Here is a 20,346-nt window from a genome sequence, read left to right as displayed (position 1 = left end):
CCCTTCGAATCACGCAGCCTACTTGACCGCTCCGCTGCTGATCCCCTGCACAACCTGCCGCTGAGCGAAGACATAGAACACCACCACAGGCAGGACGGAGATCGCGGTGGCGGCCAGCAGAATGTTCTGCACCGGTGTCTCCGCGGACACGAAGTTCATCAGCCCGCGCTGCACCGGCATCAGCCGGTCGTCGTCGAACAGGACCAACGCCAGCAGGTACTCGTTCCACACCGCGAGACCTTGGATCACGGCGACAGCGATCAACCCCGGCCGCGCCAGCGGGAGAATCACCCGGGCGAACGTGTTCAGCGCCGAACTGCCGTCGATCGCGGCGGCTTCCTCCAAGTCCTTCGGCAGATTCGCGAAGAACCCGCGCATGATGAGCGCTGAGATCGGGATGCCTGCCGACACCAGGATCAGCACATAGCCGAGCCGGCTGTTGGTCAGTCCCAGCATCACCATCAGTTTGTACTGCGCGATAAACGACGCCGGCGCCGGAATGATCATCACCGCCAGCAGCGCGAACGTCACCGCGGCCTTGCCCCGGAACTCGATCCGGGCCAACGCGTAGCCCGCCATACTGGACACGACCAGGATCCCGATGACCGCCGAAACCGTGTAGATCACGCTGTTCGGCAGATACGTGCCGAGGTCGCCGTCGGTCCACGCAGTAACGTAATTCGACCATTGCGGCTTCGCCGGCAGCAGATCTTTGCCGCGGTACAGCTCACTGCTCGTCTGCAGCGAACCGATCAGCAACCAGACCATCGGGAACAGTGCCCCGACCGCAGCCAGCACCAGTAGCCCGTACAGACCGCCACGGCCGGCCAGACCCTTCAACATCACCATCACCTCCGCCGCCGGGACAACCACAGGTGCAGCATCGCGAGCAGGACCAGCGCGCCGCCGAAGATCACCGACATCGCTGCCGCCGATCCGAAGCGCTGGTTCGTGAACGCCTCCTGATAGATGCGCAGCGTCGGCACCATCGTGTGGTCACCCGGTCCGCCGTTGGTGAGGACCTGCACAGTGCCGAAGACCTGCAACGCTCCGAGCAGTGTCAGCAACGACACGATCGCCGTCACCGGCAGCAGGTCCGGCCACGTCACGTACCGGAACTTCGCCCAGCCGCTCGCGCCGTCCAGATCGGCCGCCTCGTACAGCTCCACGGGCACGTCCTGAAGGCCGGCCAGGTACAGAATGAAGCCGAATCCCCAGTGATACCAGAGGAAGACCGCCGCCACCGCCGGCAGCGCCGTACCGGGATCCTCGAGCCAGTTGTGCTGGAGTCCGGACAACCCAACGCCGCCGAGCAGGCGGTTCAGAATGCCTGCGTTCGGAGCAAGCAGCCAGGAGAACATCATCCCGATGACCACCACGGAGAAGACACCTGGCAGGTAGAACGCGGTCCGGAAGAACGCCTTCCCGCGACGTACCCGGTTGACCGCGACTGCCATCCCCAACGACAACGCGTTGCCGAGGACGAAACCGGCCACGCCGAAGACCAGAACGTTCCGCATCGACGACCAGAAAACGCTGTCGTGCATCACGAACCGGTAGTTGGACAGGCCAACGAAGGACGTGACCGCGCTGACCCCGTCCCATTCCTGGAAGCTCAGCACGACCGCCTGGACGAACGGGACGAGCGTAAATACCGCCAGCAGCACAGCCGCCGGTAGGAGGAACACGTAGGCCATGAGTTCCCTGCGCCGCGCCAGCGGGCTGCGGCGCCGGGAGGCCGGTTGCACACGCAGAGCGACCCGTTCGAGCGGACGTACCGTCACTTGGTCCTCTTCTGCGCCGTCTCCATGTCGTCGAGCACCTGGTCGACGGTCTTCTCCTTCAGCACGAGGCTCTGCACGCCGCTGATCAACGCCGTCCGGGCGTCGGGGCTGAACGGTGACGGAACAACCTCGATCGCGTTGGCGAGCGACGCGAAACCGGCGACCTGCGGGGGCAGGTCGGCTGAGGTGACCTTCGGGTTCGCCGGGATCAACCCGACCATGTCGGCGAACACCTTCGCCTGCTCGGGCTCGGTCAACCACTGCACGAACTTCACCGCGGCATCGACGTTCGTTCCCTTCGGGTTGATGCACGCCCCCTTGCCGACACCGCCGTACACCCGCGGTTTCTGCGTGCCGTCGGCCGCCTTCGGAATCCCCATCGAGGTGTACTCCGTGAAGTCCGGCGCGGTGGCCCGCGCGACCCCGATCGCGACCGACGCGTCGAAGATCGCCGGCGTGTCCTGGACGTTGAAGAAGCCCTTCTCCACCGTCGGGTTGTCGTCGTTGCCGCCGGGCAGGGTCTTGTTGACGATGACTCCGGCGTCCCTCAGCTCCGCCAGCAGTTGCAGACCTTTACGCCAGCCGTCCGATTTCCAACTCGCCTTTCCTGCGAGCGTCGCGTCGATCTCGGCGTCGGTCATCCAGTTGGAGGCATGAGTCAGCAGGAACCGGTCCGCCAGGGACGCAGCCATCAGGAACGCACCGTTGCCGGTCTTGCCGGAGACTTTCTTCAGCTGCTCGATCCACGCGTCCGTCGTGGCCGGCGGAACCTTCGGATCGATCCCGGCCGACTCGAACGTCTTGGTGTTCAGCAGGAGCCCCATGGTCTGGATCTCCCAGTGCGCCGAATAGATACCGGCGTCCAGGCCGCTGACCGAACCGGCCCTCACAGTGGTCAGGTCCAGCGCGATCGGCGAGAAGTTGCCTTTCCACTCACCGGTCAGCTTCGGCTCCAGGTTCATCGCCCAGCCGGCCTTGTAGTACGGGATCATCTCGGGCAGCGTGAGCGTCGAGTAGACGTCCGGCATATCGCCCGACTGCGACTTCGACTGCAACTTCGCCGGGAAATTCGTCGGTCCGGGACTGTCGATCGTCACCCGTACGCCGGTCTGCTTCTCGTACGTCTCGACCAGCTTCTCGAGCGCTTTGACCTGTCCCCGGGACTGGTTCAGGAACGTCAGCGTGGTTGATCCGCCACCCTTCGCCGAGTCCTTGCCACAAGCGGCAAGGACCGGGCCGGACAACGCAGCTCCAGCAGAGACTGCGGCCAGCCCGAGCAGTCGACGGCGCGTCAGTCGATTTCCTCCGCCTGGTATGGGCATGTGCGATTCCTTCCTCGCCGAACGGCATCGATACAGAGCCCGACCGCGATCCCCCGAACCGCACAGGAAGCCCTGCGAAACGCTGCATCCGCGAAGGGCGAGTCGCCCGGAAAGCAGCGCTGTTATCGGTAACATCTTGTTATCGGTAGCAAGACCTGTCAACAGCCCACCCTGACCGGATCCGGACGTTACGGCCGCGCCGCGCGGCCCATCGCGATTGCTCGCTTCAGGTGACTGGCTGCACGACGGGCTTGACCAGCTCGCTCGAGCGGCTCAGCGGGTCCGGGACGCGTTGAGCTACAAGGACGAACAAGAGGCCTGCGGTGAGTACGTCGCTAGCGCGGCCGGCGAAGAACTCGGTCCAGGTGGCGCCGTTCGGCGTGCCGGTGTCGAGCGCGATGTCCGCGAGACGCCGATCGGCGAATCGGCCATCCCGGTGGTCGCGACGGTCAGAGCCTCCTGCGCCTTTGACCGCTCCACGAACTCCACGACGCCGATCTGCTGCGGCGGTTGTCGGAGGCCGGAACCGAGATCTGTTCGACCGGATCAGACCGGCGCCCTGTGCAACACAGTCTTGCCGATACTGCGCCACAGCGGGCTGATCCGCCACGACCGCTCCTTGGCGTCCCGGGCTTATGTCCTGCACGTCGTGCTCGACCTCATCGACGATCCCCTTGACCTGATGTCTCTAGGCCCAGTGCAGCACGGGGAACTGGCCTACGGGTCCGTCCGCGTCGATCGGAACGAACTCACTCAGCCCAGCGAAGTCCGGGAGAGAGCACCCCGGCGGTCGATCAGGATCCAGGGAAACGAGCACCCGCCCGTCGTTGGCAACCAGAGCCCGGTGCGACTGTTGATGCAGCCAGGGTAGGGCCAGCCGCTCCATGACGGCGGCCGGCAACGCGGAGCGGCTCGCTACAGTGTTGGACCGCCTCGGCGCCCGTCAACTCGAATCGCTCGTCGGTTATCTCCGGCGCCACGGGCAGTGGGCGGCCGCGGCGCGCTCCCTCGGCGTGCACTGGAACACCCTCCGGCACCGAATCACCAAATGCGAAGAACGACTCGAGGACGACGTCGACGATCCCGACACCAGCGCCGAACTCTGGCTCCTCCTGCGACGCCGAGCGCTCGCCTGGTCACGTTCACCGGTCGGGGTCGCTGCGTCAGGCCACGTCGAGTGCGTTCGTCGCGTCGTTCCAGAGTCTGCGAGCGAGCGCCGCGTCGCGGGCTACAGGCCTCAGCGGGCCTCCTTCGACCGGTTGAAGTAGCGGCCTGTCCCCTCGGACACCAGGAGGTCGACCACCGGCGGCGCTGCCTCCTCGGCCGGTTTCCACAACCGCTTGACTGTCTTCAAGGCCAGCCCGCGAACCCCACCAGGATCGCCAAGTCCGGTCCGCAGGACGCCAGGATGCACCGCATCGATCGTCACCCCGGAAGCCCTCCACCGCTCGGCGAACAGCGCGACCATCAACAAGTTGGCCAACTTGGTGTCCGCGTAGGTTCTCATCGAGTGGAAGTCCTCGCCCGTAGGCGTCCGATCCGGGTCGACCTTCCCGCTGACGTAGAGCCCGGCACTGACCTGGACGACCCGCCCCAGGCGCTCCTCCAGCAGATGATTCATCAGGAACGGCGCGAGGTGATTGACGAAGAACGCCTGCTCGAACCCGTCCTCGTTGATGATGCGGCGACTCGGCCAGACCGCCGCGTTGTGGACGAGTACGTCGATCCGACGGATCGCCGCAGCAATCTTCTCCACAGCCTGTCGCACCGATCGGACGGACGAGAGGTCACCTACAACAAGATCGGCCCCCGTGTCCTTTGCGGCAGCGGCACCTTCGTCCGGGCGGCGCGCCAGGATCGTGACCCGATGACCACGCCGAACAGTTTCCGCTGCCACAGCCCGCCCTATGCCCCGATTACCACCCGTCACGACAACGCTCAACGCCTCATCCACGCCTCTGAATCTAGCACAGATAGAACCAACCAGACCGCTTCGGTCAGTTCGTCCGCTACCATGCAGGAGACACAACACGTCAGCACTGCTATGACGAACCAGGGAAGGCAACTCACGTGACACAGCTGATCGAGCAGCGATCACGTAAAGCCGCGCGCATCCTCGACAGCGCGCGCGAGCTGATGCTCGAGCACGGCGTACGCAAAGTCACCGTGAACGAGATCGCCCGAGCGGCCGGCGTCGCAAAAGGCACCGTCTACCTGTACTGGGCCGCCAAAGAAGACCTCATCGTCGGACTGTTCGCACGCGAGCTGCTGACGTTCCTGGACGAACTCATCGCGCCTATCACGGCCGACCACACCCTGGTGCTGCCACACCGGTTGGCCCCGCTGTTGATCAGCACGGGACTGAACCTTCCGCTCAAGTCCCGTCTGAAGAGCGGCGACGCCGATCTGATGCGACTGTTGTCGGAGCCTGAGAACCGGGATCTGTTCGACCGGACCCGACCGAGCGCCCTGTGCAACACAGTCTTGCCGGTGCTGAGCCACCACGGGCTGGTCCGCCACGACCGCTCGTTGGCTACCCAGGCCTATGTCCTGCACGCCGTGCTCACTGGATTCGACGTCGCGGTGTCGAACCCCGCCAGTGCCGCGCCACTCGGCGTCGACGCCCCTGCCGAAGTCCTCTCCGACACCATCGCTCAGTTGTTCGCGCCGCCCGTCGCCCCGGCCGCGCCGGCCATCTCCGCAGCCGCAGCAGACACCGTCGCAATCCTCCAGGAAGCCAGGGACGCCGTACTCGACCTCATCGAGCGCAGTCAGATCACGCAAGAGTGACTGCCCGAAGGGGACTCTTCGGTTGAGCTGATGAGCTCTCGGCCTACTGAACGCCCCCGACATCACCTCCGAAGTCTGGCTCTCTCGACGCGGAGTCCTCAGGGTGATCGAGTAGTCGTATGCCGCAGCACCTGCCTCCTCAACTGGAGTCCGGACGGCGGTCCGCGAGGCGGGATGCGTGTTTGGGCTCGAGTTCGTCGAGGTCGGCGACGCCGAGTAGCTGCATCGTCCGTTCGATCTCGGTTCGGAGGATCTCGATCGACCGGGCGGCCCCGAGTCGCCCGCCTGCCATCAGCCCGTAGAGGTACGCGCGGCCGATGAGGGTGAAACGGGCGCCCATGGCCAGCGCAGCGACAATGTCCGAACCAGACCTGATGCCGCTGTCCAGCCAGACCTCCGTAGTGGATTGCCTTGCCCGTAGCGCTTCAGCAACGTCCGGCAGCAGATCCAGCGGTGTCGGGGCCCGATCAAGCTGACGCCCACCGTGGTTCGACAGCACGATCGCGTCCACCCCGGTGGCGGCGACGCGCAGCGCGTCCTCAACGGATTGGATGCCCTTGACAACCACAGGGCCGCTCCACTGCTGCCGGATCCAGCCGAGGTCGTCGATCGTCACGGACGCATCGAACATGCTCTCGAACAGTTCGCGAATGCTTCCGGACGAGCGGTCGAGGGCGGCGAAGGCGAGCGGCTCGGTGGTCAGGAAGTCGAACCACCACGCGGGATGCGGGATGGTCTCGAGCACTGCTCGCGGCGTCAGCGTCGGCGGCACCGTCATACCGTTCCGGACATCGCGCAGCCGGCGACCGCCGACCGGGACATCCACTGTCACGATGAGCGCTTCCATTCCCGCGGCGGCCGCGCGCCGGATCACTTCGGCGGAGCGGTCGCGATCCTTCCAGATGTACAGCTGGAACCAGGTTCGCGCTCCCGGCGCAGTCTGCTGCGCTGTCCGTGCGACGTCCTCGACCGAGGCGGTTCCCATGGTGGACAACGCGAACGGGATGCCTGCTTCTGCGGCGACCGAAACACCGGCGAGTTCGCCGGCCGTGTGCAGCAGCCGCGTGAACCCGATCGGCGCAATCCCGAACGGCAGTGCCGCGGGACTGCCGAGGACATTCCTGACAGTGCTGAGCTTGGACACGTCACGCAGGACAGATGGGTGGAACACGACGTCCCGGAAGGCCAGCCGTGCCCTGAGGAGCGAGATCTCATCGTCCGCGCCGCCATCGGCGTACTCGAACGGCATCCGTGGAGTACGGCGTTTCGCAGCCCGTGCGAGGTCCTCGATGGTGAGGGAGTCGGCCAGCGTGCGGTCCCGTGAGCGCAGTACGGGCTGCTTGAACCGAATCAACGGAGCCAGCTCATGTGGACGCGGCAGACGGCGCCTCATCCGACCTCCACGTCGGTGTGATCTCCGGCTCGCGCGACCGGTAACCGCAGGGTGGTTGCCGCGAGCAACTCGGTCGGGCCGTCGTCACCTTCCACATAGGGGATGACGAACCTGACCGTGACACGCAGCAGCGCCCCCTCCCGCATCCGACGCCGGCGAACTTGCACGGTGACGGCACGGCCGATCATCCAGTAACCGTCCAGGCTCGAGCACTCTTCGATCCGCACCAGACGGCCGTCGACGCGGAGCCGCAGGCAACTGTCCGGCAGTTCCTGCCCGTCCAGCGTCACCGAGATCTGGTCGATGCACCGCCAAGGAAGGCTCCGCATCCAGGGCAGGCGAGCCTCGAAGTCGAGCCCGTCGTCGACCACCCGAAGTCCGCCCGCACGCACGAACCCTGACATGAAAGGCACTACATCACCACGGCGAACTTTTGTACACTATCAACATATGTGGATCGTAGCGGAGTTCTGCCGGGTTGGAAATGGAGCGAGCCGATGCCGTCTGTCGACCGTCAGTGGGCGGTAACCATGTTCTCGTTCACCACCGAGATCGCGCGCGGCGAGCACAGTCCGCAGGAGTTGCTGCGCGGTGCTAGCTCTGCCGGCCTCGCGGGCAGGTTCGAGATCGACGGCTTCCAGCACTTCGCCACGTTCCCCACTGTGGCCGACGAGGAAGTCGAGCGTTTCCGCAACGAGGTGGAGCACCTCGACCTTCAGCTCACGCAGCTCGGCATCTACGACGATCTCTACGTCGATCCGCGGCATCGGGCGACTGTCGGCGAGCGTGTTTCGTACCTCGAGCGTCAGATCGAATCCGCCGCCCGACTCGGGTTTCCGGCCGTGAAGGTGATGTGGGGGGTGGATCTCGAGGTCCTCGACCGCCTGCGCCCCTGTCTCGACCGGTCGGGGATCTCGCTGAATCAGGAGGCACAAGGCGGCCTCCGAGCCGACTCGCACGATGTCCAGAGCCGTGTCGAATTCGCGCAGAAGTACCCGGGCCTGTTCGGATTCGTGTTCGATCTGTCCGCCTGCATGTACGGCGTACCGGTCACGTATCTGGAGGAACTGCACCGACTCGGGATTCCTGGCGAGGCGGTGCGGCTGATCGCCGAGGAATGGCCGTCCGACCGCGGCTCCGCCGTCCGCGACCACGTGCTCGCGGTGACCGACGGCGCCGAACTGTCCGCCGATGCGCGGCTGCGGTTGATGATGCCGTTCGCCCGGTTCGGCAACTCGCGCGTCGGGGATTGGCGCGACTTCCTGTCCGTCACCGACATTGTCCACCTCAAGTTCTGGGACCTCTACGACCCCGACGGCATAGTGTCGACTCCGTTGCGGGAGCTCACGTACGAGCTCGCACGGGCTGATTTCACCGGCCCGATCACGAGCGAGTGGGGCGGCCACGAGTGGCTCGACGGGCCGGACTTCGACGCCGTCACCATGACCCGAGGGCACCGGTCTCTCGTCGAGCAGGTCGTGGCCCGGTGACAGAGCCGCCCTTACATGCCGTGCTGATCGGCTTTGGCAACGCGGGCCGCATGATGCACCTTCCCCTTTTGGTAGCCGCGGGCTTCGAGGTCAGTGGCGTTGTGGCGACCTCTGCCGCCGCAGAAGCCAGAGTCCGGGAGGCAGGGCTTCCACTGATGGAGTCGCTGGAAACAGTCGACGGCAGCAGTCCGGACATCGTTGTTGTTGCCGTACCCGACGAGGCGCACGAGGACATGCTCCACAGCGCCCTCGCACTCAAGCCGCGTGCCGTTGTGGTTGACAAACCTGTGGCGACGTCGTCGGCCGCAGCCGTACGGATGACAGAGGCGGCGAGGTCCGCAGGATCTGTACTCGTCCCGTTCCAGAATCGGCGATGGGACGGCGACTTCCTGACCATGAAGGGCCTCATCGGAGACGGCTCGCTCGGCGACCTCATCCGGGTGACGTCATGCATCGCCCGCTGGACAGCTGCCGTCGGCAACTCCTGGCGCGAGCGCAGCCGACCAGGCCTGGACGGCAGGCTCGCCGACCTCGGCAGCCACCTCGTCGACCAGTTGGTCAATCTCCTTGGTCCAGTCGACAGCGTGTACGCCGAAGTTCGCGCCGCCCGGGTCGCGAGAGGGCCCAACGACGACTGCTTTCTGGCCCTCCGGCACCGATCTGGCGTGACCAGCCACGCACACATGTCGGCCGTCCAATCCGCCCCTGTCCCCCGATTTCTCGCGCAAGGGCGACTCGGATCATGCCAAGTCGACGGAATGGATCCACAACAGGAGCAACTTGTCGCGGGCATCCGACCCGGATCCATTGGATGGGGAACGGATCCGTCAAGACCAGCAGCCGCGCTTACGGGCACCAGGACACGCTCCGAGCCGATCGTCCCCGGCGACTGGGTCGAGTTCTACCGCCTTCTCCGGCAGCACATCCAGTGCGCGGAACCTCCGCCCGTCCTTGCGGAGGACGCCATCCAGATCCTTCGGATCCTCGAAGCGAGCCAGCAGTCCGCCGACGAACGCAGCATCGTCCACGTCGACTGAGACGTTGGGTGATCCGCCCGGGACCGGGTCTGGATGACGTGGGACCCGCTCTCGCCCGCGTGTACTCAGCGCCAGCCGCGCACCGCTCGCGCTTCCGCGGCGTCAACGATCATTCGGGAGCCGCTCTGCTCGGTTGCGTCGCGAAGGAGGGCTTGCTGCTTGGCGATGATGTCGAAGGCGTTCTCCCAGTCGTTCCAGTGGAATCCCTCCCATTCGGTGGAGATCGTGCGTGAGTATCCGTTCTTGACGTAGAGATCGAGGAGTTCTCGTGCGGGAACAGACGGGTCCTCCCCCGCGCTGTCGATCTCGTAGAACTTGCCGTGCGTGTGCACGGCCCACGGGAGGATGTCCAGCCACTCGCTCACCTCGCCGTGGCCGAACAGGCTCGTGGCGTTGATTGCCAGTTCGAACGCGATGTCGTCGGCGCCGTACGAGCGAGCGAGGTCCGCGAACTCTTCGAGCTGCCGTTGCTGCTCCTCGTCGGTCAAGCCGCCGGCTCCGTGCTTGGAGTTCCAGTACTTGTCGACCTCGGCAATCAGCTCCGGTGCGATCTCGCGCCTGCGGTACTTCTCCAGCAGGGATCTCGGCACCTGGCTCATGGTGGATCCCCAATCGGGAATGAATCCCAGGTGTGGGGATCCGAGCTTCTCGTAGCGTTCCAACAGGGCCTGCATCGTGGGGTGCCTCGGGCTGTGATGGGCGTGGATCTCCATGCCCAAGGTGACGCTGGCCGCCTCGGCGACCGGAAGCAGACGTTCCATGTCGTCCGGGGTCACCGAGTACTGCACGCGGACGATGGGGAATCCCAGCCTGCGCGCGACGTCGATCTGCGGCTTCATGTACTCGACGAGTTCGTCGTCGGTCAGCATCCGGTCTCGCCGCAGTCCGGCGTCCGCGTTGGCGCCGAGCGCAGTGGGAACCAGGCCCGTCTCGTCCAGCAGGTCACGGAACTCGCGAACGAAGTTCTCATCCACTCGTGGGAAGTCACGAATGGACTGGAACCCGACGATCTCCAGCCCCGGCCCCAGTTCTCGCCGCGCCACTTCGCGGACGAGCTCGGGAAAGGTCATCTGGCGCGAGTGCCAGAATCGTGTCAGGGAGTACAGGGTCACGCCTTGGATCGGTGTTCCCAGTGCCGCGGTTGTGGCCGTCATGCTGCAGCCTCCAGCTTCATGGTCTTGCGGTCTTGCTCCAGTACGAGCGGGGCTCCGTCGGCTGCGGGGACATACGGGATGTAGAGGCCGATCACGACGTGCACCTCATGCTCGTCAGCCTCGGCAAGTGGCGGCAGATCCCCTTCGAGGACTGCGGAGTCCAGGACGAACCACCACTTGTCGTGGCGCGGTGGGAGCTCGTCGAGTGCGTAGCGTTCACCGTGCGCGGTCCGCCACACGATGGATTCGTTGGGCACCTGGTGGCCGTCGATGTCGAGGCCGACCTGCGATACCGACGACAACGGGAGCGCCCGGTACCAGGGAATCCGGATGGATACGCTCACGCGGCCGTCATCGGTGCGGAGCGTGTCCGGCTCGATGATCTGATCAGGTAGCAACTGACTCCTCCTTTGTGCAGGGTGTGGCACCGCGCAGGTCCTCAATGGCCCGGCGGGCGGAGCGGATGGCAAGCGCGACGCTCATCGCGGTGGGATTGCAGGCCGTGGGGGTCGGGATGACACCGTTGCCTCCGACAAACAGTCCGTTCACGTCCCAGACCCGGCCGAGTCTGTCGGACACCGACGTACCGTCGTTGACCAGGCCCATCCGCACCGTGCCCATGTAGTGCAGCGAGTTCCCGTTGGGAAGGACCGTCGGCTCCTCGCCGCCGACCGGCCCGCCCAGAGCCACCGCGATGTCGGCGGCGGCCTTCTTCATCGCGTCGATCGTCGCGCGGTCGGTGTCGGTCAGTCGGTAGCGAATGGTCAGCCCGGGCAGGCCTGTCTCGTCAGGAGCTGCGTCGTCGAACGCGACCCGGTCTTCGGCTGCGATGTCTTTGCAGCCGAACAAGCCGATGCCCACGATGGATCCGGGCCAGGGCTCGTCGAGGCCGTCGATCGGAACCGGGGACGCGTCCATCTGCATGATCTGGCCGTGGAACGGGAATCGTTCGCGGTCGTAGGGAATCCAGTTGACGCCGGAGAAGAGCTCGAGTGTTCCGGCGGTGCGCGAGTGGCGTGTGCGTGCCGCGGCCGGGATCAACCGATCGTCGAGCCGGGCCAGTGCCATGACTTGGAGGTGATCGTTCAGGTAGCGCCCGAGGGCCGGCGGGCGGACACCGGAGACGTGTAGGAGACGTGGAGTCCGGAAAGAGTCAGCCGCGACGAAGACAGCCCGCGCCGGGATGTACTCCTCCTCACCGCGGCGATCGCGGATCATCACCCCGGTAACCTCGTCGTTCTCGAGGGTGATGCGGGTCACAAGCGTCTCGGCCCGCAACTCGACTGCGCCTCGCTCGATGACGTCGCCCAGGATCACATCGATCCCGGTCCAGTACCGTTCACAACTTCGGCCGATTTCGATCGCCAGCGGCATCGGCTGCACGCGGCGATCAGGGGCACGCCCCTCGTCGAAGACGGCCGACAATGCGGATCGGACCTCCGCTCCCAGCGGCCAGCCGTCGAACGCGCTCTGTGTGACGCGAAGAAGGCCGCACGCATCGGCCCAGACCGTGTCGAACTCGTATCTCGGGATCCACGGGATGCGTTCTCCCTCACCAGGAACCGGACACGAGCCCGTCCAATGCGCACCCATACCGCCGACATTGGTCGACATCGCCGCAGCGGGCATACCGGTGTCGTCGGAGTCGACCACTCCGTCGCCGATGAGGTACGTGCCGGGCCGGGCCGCGATCCGACCTTCCTGAGGGGGCTGGCTGACGCGGCCTGCCTGAGCAAGCATCTGCGCGCGGGCGATGTCCTCCACGTTCGGCAGCGTCCTCACGTGCCGGCCCGGTGGGTCCGACAGAGCCGGTCCAGCCTCCACCAAGAGGACGTCCAGGTCCGGTGCCTCATCGGCCACCGTCCTGGCGACGGCGGATCCCACGGGTCCACTCCCGACAATGACGATGTCATAGCTGCGTCCAGCCACCGCAGAGCACCTCTCTCGTTGTTCCGGCAAGATCAGCTCTTGATGCCACCGGCGAAGCCTTGGATGAACTTGCGTTGCGCGAACAGGTAGAGGAGCAGGACCGGGATCATCGAGAGGATGATCCCGGCGAAGATGACGTTCCACGCCGAGACGTTCTGGCCGACGAAGCCGTAGATGACCACCGGCAACGTCGCGTTCCTCGATCCGATGAGGAAGATGAGCGCGGTGAAGAAGTCGTTCCAGATGATCAACCCGGCCAGGATGGCAACGGTGCCTGTCGCAGGCCGCAGAAGCGGAAAGATGATCCGGACGAAGGTCTGAAGGCTGGAGGACCCGTCGACCTGAGCTGCCTCCTCGTATTCCCGCGGCAACGACCGCGTGAAACCTGTGTAGAGGAACACCGACAGCGGCATCAGCAGGCCGCTGTACAGGATGATCATGCCGGGCAGGGTGCCGACCAGTCCGAGCTGCCGCATCACGACGTACAGCGGAACCAGCCCCAGCAGAAACGGAAGGATGATGCCGACGAGGAACAGGACGTACAGGGCGCTGCTCAGCCTGCCGGGTATACGCGTGATCGTGAACGCTGCCAGCGATCCGAGCGCGATCAGCACCACGAGCGACCCTGCCGTGACGATAACGCTGTTGAGCAGCCCGAGCGGGATGTTGCCGGTGGGAGTTCCCGCCCATGCGTCCGCGAACGCGGACAGCGTCGGCGGTTTGGGAGGTGCGACAGCCGGCGAGAGAAAGGCATCCGTGTCGCCTTTGAAGGCGAGATTCACCAGGAAGAAGAAGGGGATCATCAGCGCCAGCGCCACGATCACAGTGAGGATCTCGAGGATGAGCGTCCGCTTGGTGTAGCGATGCATCGTCAATCTCCCCTCGAGCGCAGCGCCGCGTTCTGGAGGAGTGCGGCCGCGATGATGAGCACCGTCAGCAGCAGCGACAACGCCGACCCGTATCCGAACTTTCCGTTGACGAACGTCTCCTTGTACACCAGGGTCGAGAGGGTCTCGGTGGCGCCGTACGGGCCACCCGCGGTCAGCGCCTGCACCTGGTCGAACACCCGAAGCCCTTGAATGAGCGTCAACGTCGAGGCGATCACGATCGTCGGTCGCAACAACGGCAGCACGATGCGGAAGAGCCGTGCCGCCGGGCCTGCCCCGTCCACCGCCCCCGCCTCCTCGAGTTCCGGCGACACATTCGCCAGGCCCGCGAGATAGATCACCATGGCCAGACCGATGTTCTGCCACACGACCACGACGGCGATCGTCGAGAACGCGGTTGCGGGATTGCCCAGCCAGGCCGTCGCCCAGTCACCGAGTCCTACGGTCCTGAGCATGCCGTTCAGCGGACCATTGGGCTGGAAGATGAACTTCCACACGTAGGCGACGGCGAGCGGGCTCAGCACGACCGGCAGGAAGATCAGCACGCGGAGGAAGTAGCGCAACTTGAGCAGGCGGTTCAGTGCCAGGGCGAGAGCCATGCCGATCACATTGGTGAAGATGACGAAACATGCCGCCAGCAACAGTGTGTTCCACAAAGCCCGGGTCGTTGCCGGTGAATGGAAGATCTTGACGAAGTTGTCGAAGCCGACGAACGTGGCCTTGCCGAAGCCGCGGTAGTTCGTGAAGGCGTAGACCGAGCCGGCGGCCACACTCAGATACTGGATCCCGATCGTGAGCACTACGGCGGGCACGGCCCACCACCACACCGCGATGGAGCCGCCGGCCCGCCGGCCTGCTCGGCGAGCCTTTCCCTCGGTCTCGACCACCTCGACGCGCGTCGCCGGGACGGCTACGGAGCGCATAACGCCTCCTTTCGGTTGCTTGACGGCCTAGCTCTGCCAAGCCGCGTCCATGTCCTGGAGCACCTTGTCCACTTCTGCCTGCCCGGTGAGCAAACCCTGGATGCCGACGCCGAGCTTGTTGTAGATGTCGGGATTCGGCCAGAACAGGGAGGGCAGTGGCGCGTTTCGCGCCGGATCGGTCAGGTACGTCGCGAGCCCGGCGTACTTCTTCGACACCGGCCGGCCGTGGAGAACACTGGTCAGTGACACGTTGCCGCTGAGCGCGGCGAACTTGTCGAGCTGCTGCGGCTGCATCCAGTACTCCAGCAAGGCTTTGGCAGCGTCGACATGCTTGCTCGATGCGTTGATGCTCAAGGCGTTGCTCGGCGAAGCGAACAGGAACGTGTCCCGCTCTGTTGTGCCCGGGAAGACAGCCACCGAAATCTGCGAAGTCGGCGCGAGGCTGCCCAGGTCGGTCGCAATGCTCGCGGGGGCGAAGATCCCCAGGATCTTGCCCTTGGTGAACTCCGGAGTCACCGTCTCCGGCGTACCGCCCTCGGCACCGCCTTGGAAACACCCTTGCTTGTGAAGGTCGACGACAGCCTGCAGGGTGTCGCGCCATTCCTGTGAGCCGGCGAACGTGACCTGCCCCGACGCACGCTTCTGGTTCCAGTCCGGATCCTTCGCGTAGACGCGGGACGCGGCGAGTTCCAGCCCCATCAGGCCGGTGTTCGTCGGCTGCGATCCGGCCAGGCCCAGAAGCGAGGTGCGTCCCGCCTTCCGCACCGCCGCGCACTGCTGCAGGAGCTGGTCGTAGGTCTTCGCGAAGTCCAGGTGCAGGCTCTTGTAGGCCGTCGCGTTGACGACCTGTGGGATGGGCGCGACGTCAACCGGCACCCCGATGAGCTTGCCGTCGACGTAGTACAGATCGTGCGCGCTGTCCGGAACGGAGGCGGACGCCCACTGCTCCTTCGACAGGTCCACGAGCTGGCCCGCTTGCGCGAAGACACCGAGCGCGTTCGCCGCTCCGGTGCCCGGCGACCCCCACACCACGTCAGGCGCGTTGCCCGCCTGGAACATGGTCCTGACCGTCTGGAAGTAGCTGTCGGTCGGGATCTCGGTGAGCTCGACCTTGATGTTCTGGGTGTTCGACTTGTTGAAGCCGTCGATGATCTGGGCGTAGGGACTCGTCTTGCCGAATCCGGTTTCAACCGCGAACCGGACCGTGACCGGCCCGTCAGAACTACTGGCCGATTGGCAACCGGCGAGCGCGGCGGCGCTGATCAGGAGCATCGCGGCAGTCGCGGCCGGTCGCCTCCCCCTTCGGTGTGTGCGCTTCTTCATGGTGCTCAGCCTTTCGGGCTTGCTGTCACCCTGCCCCTGAACCAGGGCCCGGTCACCGACTGTCGGCGACCGATCTGATGATTGCAGCACTTCTGCACGTTGACAACAGAAGAAGAGGCGTAAGTTTTCTACTGCCTTGATCGTAGATCTGATCTCATCTTCAGTCTTGTGCTCAGTAACAGCAAAAGATTACGCTGCCACGGTCAGTGGCGGGACCGATCGGTCGCCAACTTCTTCCTTCGCGTGGAGACAGACTGTGAAGAACTCCTACGACGTGGCGATCGTCGGTTACGGTCCCACTGGAATGACCGCCGCGGCCCTGCTCGGCCAAGCCGGGCATCGGGTGATCGTCATCGAGCGCTGGCCGAGCCTGTACGGCCTTCCGCGTCTGACCCACGTCGACGACGACACCGCGCGCACGCTCCAGGAGATCTGCGACATCGATCGCGCGCTGGCGGACTCCTCGCCGACCGTCTACGAGTGGGTCAACGGCGATGACGACGTGCTGCTGTCCATGGCGACCCCGATGGGGAACCAGGGCTATCCCGTGCACAACTCGATCTATCAGCCCGACATCGAGGTCGCGATCGACGCGCGGCTACGCAGCCTGCCCAACGTCACGCTCCGCCAAGGGTGGATTCTCACCGGGCTCGCTCAGGAAACCAGCGACGTACGGATCACCGTCGCCCCGTTCGTCGACCGCCACGCGGACGAGTCCAGAGCCGAGGTCGTGGCGGCGAAGTACGTCATCGGATGCGACGGGAACCGCAGCAGCGTGCGTGCCGCACTGGGCGTTCCCGTGACCGAGTACGACTTCCACGAAACGTGGGTCACGTTCGACGCGGAGTGGTTACGTCCGATGCCGGAGACGTTCGCGCTCGCCAAGCAGTACTGCGATCCGGCGCGCGGCCACATGTACATGGGCATCGGACGAACCCGCCAGCGATTCGAGTTCGCCGTCCTGCCCGGCGAGGACCCGGAGAAGTTCGCGGACATCTCCACCTGCTGGGCTTGGCTGGAACAGACGCATGGCTTGGGCCCGCAGGACCTTCGTCCGCTCCGCTATCTGCGCTACGCCTTCACCGGGCGAGTGGCCGACCAGTGGCGATCGGACCGGGTCTTCATCGCCGGCGATGCCGCACACACCATGCCGCCCTATCTCGGGCAGGGCGCTTGCTCCGGCGTCCGTGACGCGGCGAACCTCGCCTGGAAACTCGACCTGGTGCTTCGCGGCTTGGCCGGCCGGCAAGTGCTCGACACCTACGAATCGGAGCGCCGGCCTCACGCCGACTTCGTGGTTCAGTCGTCGATAGCACTCGGACGCATAGCGAACACCACGGATCCGGAGGCCGCAGCCGCCAGGGACAAGGCGTTCCTCGACGGATCCGCTGCCGGCCCCGCCCCGTTCCCTCGGCTGCTCGACGGTGTTCTGCACAGCGATGACGAGGCCGCGGGCACGGTGGCACCGCAAGGGCGGCTGACCATCGACGGGCGGAGCGGTCGCGGTGATGATGTGCTCGGTGGCGGCTTCCGCCTGATCGCGACCTCGGACGGGCTCGCGGCGATCACCGAGGACGACCGCCAAGTGCTCACAGCGTTGGACGTCAAGGTCCTCGACCTCGGGTCGGCAACGGACGAGGAGGGCCGCTACACACAACTCCTGGAGGAGAACCGTGCAGCCGTCGCTCTCATTCGCCCCGATCACATCGTCTACGGAGTGGCGGCCGCGGCCGAAGCATCGGACCTCATCCAAAGTCTGGGCGTCGCCCTCCACGGACGCGTGGCTGCTCCGTGACGATGGCGCCGCTGCACCGACCGACATCAGTCACCTTAGGCGGATCAGTACCAGACCCAGCCGAGTTGAACGACCCGGCGCGGGAGTGGCACCGCGCCATGCCGTACACCCGGATCACCGACTACGGGATGGAGCCCGCCGACGCGCGAGAACTCCTCTGGCGCACCGCCAACGGGGAGGACTGGACGAGCGCGGCCACTGAGATCGGCCGCCGCCAACTGGCTCGTTCCGATCAAGCCGCGAATCGAGGCCGAGGCGTCACCGCTCGCGACGCCGCGCTGGCGGCCGCGGCAGCACTCAACGTCGCCCAGATACCTATCACCTTCGACGAACCACAGAAACGTGTCCTGTACGAAGAGTTCCAAAGCGCTGTCGGCCGCTACGCGATCCATCGCGGCGGATTGGAGCGCTTGCGAATCGACTACGCCGACGGGACGCTCGAGGGCTGGCTCGTCCTTCCCGACGACACCGTCACCGGCACCGTCGTCGCGTGGGGCGGGCTCAGCGGTTGGGGCGCGGCTTACCTCTCAGCCGCCGAAGCTCTGACGGCCAGGGGCCTGGCCTGCATCCTTGCCGAAGGCCCCGGTCAAGGCAGCACCCGCCTCACCTCACGCATCTATGGCGCGGAGGCCACCCTGACCGGCTACGACCGCTTCGTCGAGTTCGCGGCAACCGACCGACGCCTCACCGATGCACCGGTCGGCGTCTACGGCAACAGTTTCGGCGGCATGATCGCAGCCCGCGTTGCCGCAGGCAACAAACTCGTGTCGGCGTGCGCGATCAATTGCGCGCCGTCGACTCTCGAACTGCCCGACATCCGTACAGCACGCGAGCAGATCTTCGCCTTCGTCGGTACGACGGACTCCAGCCGAGCCAACGAGGCGCTCGGTCGACTCGCCTTCCTCCCCGACCGTCACAGCATGTCCGCCCCACTGCTGCTTCTGCACGGCGTCGCCGACGCCCTGGTGACCCAGGACAACGCCAGCCGATTCATGGCCGGAAGCTCCCATCACGACTCGTCCCTGCTGATCTGGCCCGATGGTGAACACACGCTCTACAACCACGCGCAGGAGCGCGACGCGGTGATGGCTGACTGGTTCGCAAGCCGATTGGGCTCCGGCCCGCCGCAGTAGGGCCGGGTCAGCTGGCGCGCTGCAGCCGGATCGCCGACCCCACCGGCGAGCCGTTGGTAATCCACACGTTGAGTGCGTCACGGTTGAAGAGGCGGTGCATCGCGAGCGAGACCGCGCCGTACACGCCTTCGTCGAAGTTCAGCGAGGCCTTGCGGATGCTCAGCCCACGACTGGCGAGCTCAATGGCTCCCTCCAGGACGCAGTCACGGAAGGTCTCGAAGAACAAGTCCCCGATTCGCAGGACGCCACCGCCGAGAACGAGTCGGCCCGGGTTGGCGAAGTTGACGATGCCGGCGACCGTACGTCCGACCTGAGCCGCTCCTCGCGCCACAGCCTCCCCGGCGCTGGGGTCACCACTCGCAGCAGCATCGCCGATGTCCTCAGACGTCAGGCGCCCACGCTTCGCCAGCCGCGCAGCGAGGAAGCTGCTCTCCCCCGACTCCGCGGCCGCGGTCAACTGCCGAACGAGGGCCCAACCGCTTGCCACCGCCTCCAGACACCCCGTCTTGCCGCAACGGCAGATCGCCTGAGGGTCGTCGGTCACGCGAATATGGCCGATGTCACCGGCCGCTCCACTGACCCCCCGATGGAGTCGGCCACCGGCTACCAGTCCGCTGCCGATTCCGGTACCGACCTTGACGAACAGTAGATCCCGACTGTCATCAGGCTCGGCGCGGTCCCACTCACCGAAGGCCATCAGGTTGACCTCGTTGTCCACCCAGACGGGCGCCTCGTAGCGGGACCTGAACCAGCCACGGATCTCGAAACCGTCCCAACCCGGCATACTCGGCGGCGCGACCACGCGACCGGTCCGGAAGTCGACCGGTCCGGGAACACCGATACCGATCCCCCACACAGGGGCACGACCTTTTGGCGCTCGCGCCAACAAGTCCTCGAACATCTCGTTCACCCGTCCGAGCACGCTGTCCGGTTCACCACTGATGTCGAGATCGGCGACCTCGGTCGCGAGCAGCTCTCCGTCGAGCGTTGCGAGGCCGACGCGGCACTCCATCGCTCCGAGTGAGGCACCGAGCAGCAGCCCGGCCTCTGAGCGAAAGCGGACCGTCCGCGAAGGACGGCCCCCACCCGAAGGGACCAGATCACCTTCAGCCAGGAGGCCGAGCTCCATGCCTTCTTGCAAGCGGTCGTTGATGATCGTGCGACCGAGACCGGTCATGTCCCCGAGCTCGGCCCGCGTCCGCGCTCGTCCCGTCCGCACCAGATCGAAGATGTGCGTGAGCACCAGCCCGTCCCTGGCCGAAACGACAGGCCTCACCATCGCACGCCGCCGCCATCGCTGCTCATACTTATGATGATACTCGACAGATGTACCACCGACGAGCGAACCGACAGGGGAAGGCAGGACTTCCCATCACGTCGCGCAGA

At 65.6% G+C, this 20,346-nt stretch carries 19 protein-coding genes; 6 read left to right on the top strand and 13 right to left on the bottom strand.

What is annotated here, in order from left to right:
• Positions 1-18: 18 nt before the first annotated feature.
• The 3 genes from EV643_RS19510 to EV643_RS19500 are packed head-to-tail and all read right to left on the bottom strand — an operon-like array spanning position 19 to position 3,106.
• A complete protein-coding gene (locus tag EV643_RS19510) occupies positions 19-843 on the bottom strand; it encodes a carbohydrate ABC transporter permease (RefSeq protein WP_166665502.1) in 825 nt (274 codons plus the stop codon).
• Positions 844-848: 5 nt separating this feature from the next.
• Positions 849-1,784 carry a carbohydrate ABC transporter permease gene (locus EV643_RS19505; RefSeq protein WP_133801532.1) on the bottom strand — a complete coding sequence of 312 codons (936 nt, stop codon included), beginning with the start codon at positions 1,782-1,784 and terminating at the stop codon, positions 849-851.
• The gene (locus EV643_RS19500) at positions 1,781-3,106 is read right to left on the bottom strand and encodes an ABC transporter substrate-binding protein (RefSeq protein WP_166665501.1); all 1,326 of its coding nucleotides are present in this window, start codon (positions 3,104-3,106) and stop codon (positions 1,781-1,783) included. The genes EV643_RS19505 and EV643_RS19500 overlap by 4 nt, the downstream gene beginning before the upstream one ends.
• Positions 3,107-3,990: 884 nt before the next feature.
• On the opposite strand from EV643_RS19500, the gene EV643_RS46940 reads away from it, so the two are divergent.
• A complete protein-coding gene (locus EV643_RS46940; protein WP_202869638.1) occupies positions 3,991-4,374 on the top strand; it encodes a helix-turn-helix domain-containing protein in 384 nt (127 codons plus the stop codon).
• Here the strand turns inward: EV643_RS46940 and EV643_RS19490 are convergent.
• Positions 4,344-5,036 carry an SDR family NAD(P)-dependent oxidoreductase gene (locus tag EV643_RS19490; protein WP_255513024.1) on the bottom strand — a complete coding sequence of 231 codons (693 nt, stop codon included), beginning with the start codon at positions 5,034-5,036 and terminating at the stop codon, positions 4,344-4,346. The genes EV643_RS46940 and EV643_RS19490 overlap by 31 nt on opposite strands.
• Positions 5,037-5,176: 140 nt before the next feature.
• Between EV643_RS19490 and EV643_RS19485 the strand changes: the two genes are divergently transcribed.
• Positions 5,177-5,896, top strand: a complete 720-nt coding sequence (locus EV643_RS19485; RefSeq protein WP_133801530.1) for a TetR/AcrR family transcriptional regulator — start codon at positions 5,177-5,179, stop codon at positions 5,894-5,896.
• Positions 5,897-6,035: 139 nt separating this feature from the next.
• On the opposite strand, the gene EV643_RS19480 is transcribed toward EV643_RS19485, so the two are convergent.
• Both EV643_RS19480 and EV643_RS19475 read right to left on the bottom strand, forming a co-directional pair.
• The gene (locus EV643_RS19480; protein WP_133801529.1) at positions 6,036-7,289 is read right to left on the bottom strand and encodes an alpha-hydroxy acid oxidase; all 1,254 of its coding nucleotides are present in this window, start codon (positions 7,287-7,289) and stop codon (positions 6,036-6,038) included.
• Positions 7,286-7,693, bottom strand: coding sequence for a C-glycoside deglycosidase beta subunit domain-containing protein (locus EV643_RS19475; RefSeq protein WP_133801528.1), 408 nt, complete (start codon positions 7,691-7,693; stop codon positions 7,286-7,288). The genes EV643_RS19480 and EV643_RS19475 overlap by 4 nt, the downstream gene beginning before the upstream one ends.
• Before the next feature lie 93 nt (positions 7,694-7,786).
• Here EV643_RS19475 and EV643_RS19470 point away from each other — a divergent pair, with 93 nt between their 5' ends.
• Both EV643_RS19470 and EV643_RS19465 read left to right on the top strand, forming a co-directional pair.
• Entirely contained in the window at positions 7,787-8,779 is a 993-nt protein-coding gene (locus EV643_RS19470) for an apurinic/apyrimidinic endonuclease family protein (protein ID WP_133801527.1), read from the top strand.
• On the top strand, positions 8,683-9,816 hold the full coding sequence (locus tag EV643_RS19465) for a Gfo/Idh/MocA family oxidoreductase (protein ID WP_370452318.1): 1,134 nt from the start codon (positions 8,683-8,685) through the stop codon (positions 9,814-9,816). Before EV643_RS19470 ends, EV643_RS19465 begins: the two co-directional genes overlap by 97 nt.
• Positions 9,817-9,881: 65 nt before the next feature.
• Here EV643_RS19465 and EV643_RS19460 read toward each other — a convergent pair whose 3' ends face one another.
• The 6 genes from EV643_RS19460 to EV643_RS19435 are packed head-to-tail and all read right to left on the bottom strand — an operon-like array spanning position 9,882 to position 16,032.
• Positions 9,882-10,970: a sugar phosphate isomerase/epimerase family protein gene (locus EV643_RS19460; RefSeq protein ID WP_133801525.1), complete on the bottom strand. Its 1,089-nt coding sequence runs from the start codon at positions 10,968-10,970 to the stop codon at positions 9,882-9,884.
• Positions 10,967-11,368 (bottom strand): C-glycoside deglycosidase beta subunit domain-containing protein, encoded by a 402-nt coding sequence (locus EV643_RS19455; RefSeq protein WP_133801524.1) that lies wholly within the window; start codon positions 11,366-11,368, stop codon positions 10,967-10,969. The genes EV643_RS19460 and EV643_RS19455 overlap by 4 nt, the downstream gene beginning before the upstream one ends.
• Complete coding sequence (locus EV643_RS19450; protein WP_133801523.1) at positions 11,358-12,899, bottom strand: GMC oxidoreductase; 1,542 nt, start codon at positions 12,897-12,899, stop codon at positions 11,358-11,360. The genes EV643_RS19455 and EV643_RS19450 overlap by 11 nt, the downstream gene beginning before the upstream one ends.
• A gap of 32 nt (positions 12,900-12,931) precedes the next feature.
• Positions 12,932-13,768, bottom strand: a complete 837-nt coding sequence (locus EV643_RS19445; RefSeq protein WP_133801522.1) for a carbohydrate ABC transporter permease — start codon at positions 13,766-13,768, stop codon at positions 12,932-12,934.
• Positions 13,769-13,770: 2 nt separating this feature from the next.
• Complete coding sequence (locus tag EV643_RS19440) at positions 13,771-14,709, bottom strand: carbohydrate ABC transporter permease (protein WP_202869636.1); 939 nt, start codon at positions 14,707-14,709, stop codon at positions 13,771-13,773.
• Positions 14,710-14,736: 27 nt separating this feature from the next.
• A complete protein-coding gene (locus EV643_RS19435) occupies positions 14,737-16,032 on the bottom strand; it encodes an ABC transporter substrate-binding protein (protein ID WP_133801521.1) in 1,296 nt (431 codons plus the stop codon).
• Positions 16,033-16,288: 256 nt separating this feature from the next.
• Here EV643_RS19435 and mhpA point away from each other — a divergent pair, with 256 nt between their 5' ends.
• Positions 16,289-17,827 carry a bifunctional 3-(3-hydroxy-phenyl)propionate/3-hydroxycinnamic acid hydroxylase MhpA gene (gene mhpA, locus EV643_RS19430; RefSeq protein WP_133801520.1) on the top strand — a complete coding sequence of 513 codons (1,539 nt, stop codon included), beginning with the start codon at positions 16,289-16,291 and terminating at the stop codon, positions 17,825-17,827.
• Between the two features lie 65 nt (positions 17,828-17,892).
• Positions 17,893-18,960 (top strand): alpha/beta hydrolase, encoded by a 1,068-nt coding sequence (locus tag EV643_RS19425; RefSeq protein ID WP_166665500.1) that lies wholly within the window; start codon positions 17,893-17,895, stop codon positions 18,958-18,960.
• Between the two features lie 7 nt (positions 18,961-18,967).
• Here the strand turns inward: EV643_RS19425 and EV643_RS19420 are convergent, their stop codons facing one another.
• Positions 18,968-20,203 carry an ROK family protein gene (locus EV643_RS19420; RefSeq protein WP_202869635.1) on the bottom strand — a complete coding sequence of 412 codons (1,236 nt, stop codon included), beginning with the start codon at positions 20,201-20,203 and terminating at the stop codon, positions 18,968-18,970.
• Positions 20,204-20,346 lie beyond the last annotated feature (143 nt).

The sequence above is a fragment of the Kribbella caucasensis genome, assembly GCF_004361855.1.
In the GTDB taxonomy this organism is placed as follows: Bacteria; Actinomycetota; Actinomycetes; order Propionibacteriales; family Kribbellaceae; genus Kribbella; species Kribbella caucasensis.
This window is presented reverse-complemented; position numbering and strand designations above follow the sequence as displayed.